This is a genomic window from Limimaricola cinnabarinus (assembly GCF_002723615.1).
GTDB lineage: Bacteria > Pseudomonadota > Alphaproteobacteria > Rhodobacterales > Rhodobacteraceae > Limimaricola > Limimaricola cinnabarinus_B.
Genome location: NZ_KZ305004.1, coordinates 1 through 5640, shown reverse-complemented (window position 1 = coordinate 5640; position 5640 = coordinate 1). Strand labels below are relative to the sequence as shown.

The 5640-nt window shown below is 66.6% G+C and carries 5 protein-coding genes and 1 pseudogene; 5 read left to right on the top strand and 1 reads right to left on the bottom strand.

The genetic code is table 11. The features are described from left to right. Window positions 1-279 (bottom strand): MerR family transcriptional regulator (locus tag CJ301_RS18285; RefSeq protein ID WP_099278766.1); only part of this gene is annotated, 279 nt, incomplete at its 3' end. A gap of 212 nt (window positions 280-491) precedes the next feature. Between CJ301_RS18285 and CJ301_RS18935 the strand changes: the two genes are divergently transcribed. The 5 genes and pseudogenes from CJ301_RS18935 to CJ301_RS18265 all read left to right on the top strand — a co-directional run. Further along, on the top strand, window positions 492-632 hold the full coding sequence (locus CJ301_RS18935) for a hypothetical protein (protein WP_162620630.1): 141 nt from the start codon (window positions 492-494) through the stop codon (window positions 630-632). After that, on the top strand, window positions 629-1996 hold the full coding sequence (locus CJ301_RS18280) for a M23 family metallopeptidase (protein ID WP_173812394.1): 1368 nt from the start codon (window positions 629-631) through the stop codon (window positions 1994-1996). Before CJ301_RS18935 ends, CJ301_RS18280 begins: the two co-directional genes overlap by 4 nt. Before the next feature lie 35 nt (window positions 1997-2031). Continuing rightward, complete coding sequence (locus tag CJ301_RS18275; RefSeq protein WP_099278765.1) at window positions 2032-2814, top strand: ZIP family metal transporter; 783 nt, start codon at window positions 2032-2034, stop codon at window positions 2812-2814. An 85-nt stretch (window positions 2815-2899) separates the two neighbouring features. Then, window positions 2900-5212: a heavy metal translocating P-type ATPase gene (locus CJ301_RS18270; RefSeq protein WP_099278764.1), complete on the top strand. Its 2313-nt coding sequence runs from the start codon at window positions 2900-2902 to the stop codon at window positions 5210-5212. 26 nt (window positions 5213-5238) lie between these two features. Further along, a pseudogene (locus CJ301_RS18265) lies at window positions 5239-5640 on the top strand (sodium:calcium exchanger); the annotation flags it as partial.

Below are 5640 nucleotides of genomic sequence, written 5' to 3'. Positions count from 1 at the left end.
CTCGACCTGCTTGAGCTGGCGCCGGGCAATAGCGTCCGCCTCCTCGCAGGACCGGGCGGGATGATCGCTGAGGTCGAGCAGTTCACGGATCGCATCGAGCGAGAAGCCAAGCTGCCGAGCATGACGGATGAAAGACAGGCGGTCGAGCTCGGCATTTCCATAGCGGCGCTGTCCACCATCGGTCCGCCCCGGTTCGGGCATCAGGCCGACCTGCTCGTAATAGCGGATGGTCTGCACCTTCGTGCCCGTCTTCTTCGCCAGATAACCGATCGTCAGCATCTTCGCCCTCCAAACCTACACATTCCGTAGGTTTGGAGCGGCGGTTTGGCAAGATGGTGTCCTGAGATCACGGGCCGCTTTGCCGTGTTCACGCGAATGGGGGTTGAACCTCCAGTGGCTCGAGGTTTTAGCAGTGCGCTGAAAACTTCGGAATCGGCCGCCAAGGGGCCGGAAGCACCAAGCATTGGCCCTTCGTAGACACAAGGCATCACATGACCAGCCATCTTGCGAATGACGACCTGTCCGAGACGACGGATTCTCTCGTCGCTTATGCCCACCGTCCCCAGCCGGGACAGTTCATCGCGATCAAGACCCGCGAGGCCTTGAGCGCTGCAAACAAGGGTTCGGCATGAGGTTGCGCTACTGGGCCGCGGGGATTGCGGCGATCGGTGTTTCGGCAGGTATTCTTGTCTACCCAACCCTGGTTCCGACGGAAGCGGTGCCGCCGGCCCTGAAGATGGTCGGCGCATGGGCCCCTGCCCCCATCGCGTCACCGTCACTCGCTCAGGACCTCCCGGTCGAAGTTTCTGCGGAGCACGATGTTGCGCCCACCGCCACGCCGTTGGCTCTCCCCGAGGTGTTGGTAGCCGAGACCGCCCTGCCGGCGATGGCACCGTCACGTGCTGCATGGTCGCGCGAGATTGCCGCGGGGGAGACGCTGGACACGGTTCTGATGGACGCTGGCCTCGAGGCGGCGGACCGGGCAGAAGTCGCCCTCGCGATCGGCGTCGAATACGATCTGCGCAAGCTCCGTCCCGGCCATCTGGTTTCCGTCATCACGACCGATCGCGGCGCCCCGCAGCGGGTTACGTTGGAGGTCGATGACGGCACCCGTATCGAGACAACCTTTGGCGACCGCCTGGCCACCCGTGTCGTCTCGCCTGAGCCCGTGGTCGAGATCGTGGCCGGACAAGCCAAGGTCGTGACCTCGATTTCCTCGGCGCTTGCGGAGACGGGCATCCCGGCACGTTTTGCCGTCGATCTCGCGCAGATACTCGGCGGCACGGTGGATTTCCGTCGTGAGCTCAGTGGGGGCGAGACCCTGCGCCTGCTCTGGCGAGAGATGAGGGTGGAGGACGCTGTGATCGGCGAACCCCGGCTGGCATTCGCGGCGCTGGATGTCGGGGACGCCCTCTACGAGGTGGTCTGGCCCGACGATGAAAGCGGCCGTGCCACCATTTACCTTGATGGAGAGGTGCTGCGTGTCTTCGCCCCGCCCGTGCAGGGTGCGCGGCTTTCCTCCGTCTTCGGAAAGCGCACCCATCCAGTCTATGGCAATGTGCGCATGCACACCGGCGTCGACTTCGCCGCTGCTCGGGGAATACCCGTGAATGCCACGGCCCCCGGGCGCATCGCCTATGTAGGCTGGCGCGGCGGCTACGGCCGGGTCGTCGAGATCGCGCATGGCTCGGACACCCTGACTCGCTATGCCCATCTCAGCGAAGTGCCGGACGGATTGTCACGAGGGCAGCGCGTCGCCGCAGGCGATACCATCGGTCGTGTGGGGGCCACCGGCACGGCGACCGGTCCGAACCTGCACTACGAGGTGCGTGTGAACGGCCGTCCCACAGATCCCCTGTCGGACGAGCGCCTGGCTCAAGCGACCGATTTGGCCGCCGATGCCGACGAGGCGCTGACCCGCCTCCTGAACGCGCGCTCTCGGCTCGAAGCCCGCCTGTTGCAAGAGCCTGGACAGGTTGCGACCGGCAGCCTCTGACCGCCTCCATTCCCGCTCGCAAAAGGATCGTGATGATGGAGCAGATGTCCCCGCTCGCCCTCGGTTTCGTGGGTAGTCTTCTGGCCGGTGCCATGACTGCGGTCGGTGCGAGCCCCGTGCTGCTTGGCCAGATCCCGTCGCGTGCCACGCGCGATCTCGCACTCGGCTTTGCCGCAGGCGTCATGCTCGCGGCATCATTCTTCTCGCTGATCATTCCGGCGCTCGATGCAGCCGAGTCCCGCTTCGAGAACGGCGCGGCACCGGCGGCTATCGTCTGCGTGGCGATCCTACTGGGGATCGGCGCCGTAGCATGGATGAACGAGCGCCTGCCGCATGAACATTTCAGCAGCGGACGGGAGGGTCCCGAGGCCGCCTCCCTCAGGCGGGTCTGGCTCTTCATCTTCGCGATCACGATCCACAATGTCCCGGAAGGCCTCGCGGTCGGCGTGGGCTTCGGGGCCGACGGTCTCTCGGGTGGACTGCCGCTCGCCTTGGGCATCGGTCTTCAGAACGCCCCCGAAGGACTCGCCGTGGCGGTCTCTCTTCTCGGCGAAGGGTATGACAAGGGCCGGGCTTGGACCATCGCCGCGCTGACCGGCCTCGTGGAGCCGATCGGTGGCGCGCTCGGCGCGGGAGTGGTCTCGCTGTCCCAGCCGCTTCTTCCCTGGGGCCTGGCCTTCGCGGCAGGCGCGATGATCTATGTCATCAGCCACGAGATCATTCCCGAGACCCATCGCCGAGGGCACCAGAAGAAGGCGACTTTCGGCTTGTCGATCGGACTCGTTCTCATGCTCTTCCTCGATGTTTGGCTTGGCTGAACGAAGCGCGCCATGGGGCTTGAAGCTACAGCGGCTGTAGGTCGTATGTCGGACACCAAACGGGAATCACGGTGGAGAGAACGCCATGACGGACGGCAATATCCGGCAATACGAGTGGCGCGTGACGGGCATGGATTGCGGCTCCTGCGCCGCAAAGGTGCGCGGAGCCGTGGAACGCCTTCCGGGCGTGGCGGGTGTCGATGTCGCCCTGATGACAGAGCGGCTGCGCCTGACCCTCGACGAAGGAGAGACCTTGCCAGCGCAAGTCGAGAAGGCGGTGCGGGCCATTGGCTTCGGCATCGCGCCAAAGGGCGCGGCGCCGGAGAGGCCCGAAGGCGGCTTCGTCCTCCCGGATGGCGCGTTTCCCGACACGACGCAGGAGGACGACGTCCGCGACGAGACCGGGGCGCAACCGGCCGAGCCTGCCCCTGCATCCTGGTATCAGACGTCGAAGGGGCGTCTGGTGATCGGCACCGGTGCGCTGCTGGCGGTTGCCGCGGCCTTGCACCTGTTCCTGCCGACCCACATTTCCAAGTGGGCTTTCGTCCTCGCGACGCTCCTTGGTCTCGCACCGGTAGCGCGGCGGGCCATCGCCATGCTCCGGACGGGCATGCCATTCACCATCGAGATGCTCATGACGATTGCCGCCACGGGGGCTCTCGTGATCGGCGAAGCGGAAGAGGCCGCGCTTGTCGTGTTTCTCTTCGCGGTGGGCGAGATGCTCGAAGGTCTCTCCGCCAACAAGGCAAGGGAAGGCATTCGCGCGCTGTCGCGGCTCGTGCCGAAAGTGGCCCTGCTCGAGATCGGAGGACGAACCCGAGAGGTGCCCGCGCAAGCGCTTCGGGTGGGCCAGACCGTGCTGGTCCGCCCAGGCGACCGCGTTCCCTGCGACGGCGAGGTGATCGAGGGGACCTCGGGTGTCGACGAAAGCCCCGTGACCGGTGAGAGCGTGCCGCGCCTCAAGGAGCCGGGCATGGAAGTCTTTGCCGGGTCGATCAACACCGAAGCCGCCTTGCGCGTGCGGGTGACGAAGGCGGCCCAGGACAACACCATCGCGCGCATCGTGCGTCTTGTTGAGGAAGCCGAAAGCGCGCGGGCGCCGACCGAGCGATTCATCGACCGCTTCAGCCGGGTCTACATGCCCGCCGTGGTGGGCGCGGCCATTTTGGTCGCCCTCGTGCCACCGCTCGCCTTCGGCGCGGCGTGGCAGGACTGGATCTACCGTGCCTTGGCCCTTTTGCTCATCGGCTGTCCCTGCGCGCTGGTGATCTCGGTGCCGGCCTCGATATCCTCAGCCCTGTCGACCGGGGCCCGCCGGGGCCTGTTGATGAAGGGCGGCGCCGTGATCGAAGCGGTGGCACGCACGACGCATGTCGCCTTCGACAAGACCGGCACGCTCACGCAAGGACGGCCCCGCGTGACGGATGTGATCGCCCTGTCCGGAAGCGAGACGGAGCTGCTGGCGCGCGCGGCCGGCGTCGAAAGCGGGGCCAGCCATCCACTCGGCCGGGCGATCTGCACCATGGCCGAGGAGCGAGGCATCGACGCCGCACCAGTCCGCGCCGCCAAGGCGCTTCCCGGCAGAGGCGCCGAGGCCGTTATTGACGGCAGGACGATCTCGGTCGGCTCGCCCCGGCTGGCCGAAGAGCGCGGCGCGATGAGCGACGCGGTGCGCGACCGCGTCTCGGCCCTTGAGGCCGAGGGCAAGACGGTGGTGCTCGTGCTTGGCGATACGACGCCGCTGGGGATCATTGCCTTGCGCGACCAGCCGCGGCCCGATGCCGCGCGGGCGGTTGCCGAACTTCAAGCACTCGGGATCGAGCCAGTCATGCTCACGGGTGACAATCCCCGCACCGCACAGGCCATCGCGGGCCAACTCGGCATCGCACATCAGGCCGGCCTCATGCCCGAGGACAAGGTCGCCGCCATTCACGGCCTGACCTCCGAGGCGCGAGTGATGATGGTTGGCGACGGCATCAACGATGCGCCAGCGCTCGCGGCCGCGCATGTGGGCGTGGCCATGGGCTCCGGCACCGACGTGGCGCTCGAGACTGCCGATGCCGCGATCCTGCGCAACCGGGTGACAGACGTCGCAGGCACGATCCGGCTCGCCCGCGCGACCATGGCAAACATCCGTCAGAACATCGTCATCGCTCTCGGCCTGAAGCTGGTCTTTCTCGTGACCACGATCCTCGGGATCACCGGTCTGTGGATCGCCATTCTCGCTGATACGGGCGCGACCGTCCTCGTGACTTTGAATGCGCTTCGGTTGCTGTTCTTTCGGCCGGACAAGGGGAGCGTCACTGTAGGCCGTTTCGGCCCGGAGAACTCCAGAGCCGGCGGAACCGTTCGCGGCCCCGAGGGCGTTGCCTCCCGGGAAGCGCAGGACATGGTATGAGTAGCAATCTTCTGATCTGGATACCGGTGCTGTTGGCTGCCGTCTGGGCCGCGCATTGGGGCGCGGAGCATCTGGCGGAGCCTTTGAAGAAGCTGCGCAAGCAGTGGGGCTTCTCTGTGGCCGCCGGCGGCGCTTTCGTTGGCCTCGCCGCGGCCTCTCCGGAGATCGGCATCAACACCACGAGCGCCCTGCGCGGTGTCGGTGATATCGGTCTGGGCGCGCTGCTGGGGTCGAACGTGCTCGCCATTCCCCTGATGGTGGTGACGGCCTACGCCGCAACGCGCAGGAAGCGCATTGAGGGGCATGACAATCACGCCGAACACCGGCGGGCGCATCTCCTGGAGGTGGATCGCCGGGCCGTCACGATGCAGGCCCTGCCCTATTTGGGGATCATCGCGCTCTTTGCCCTGCTGACGCTGCCCGCGCCG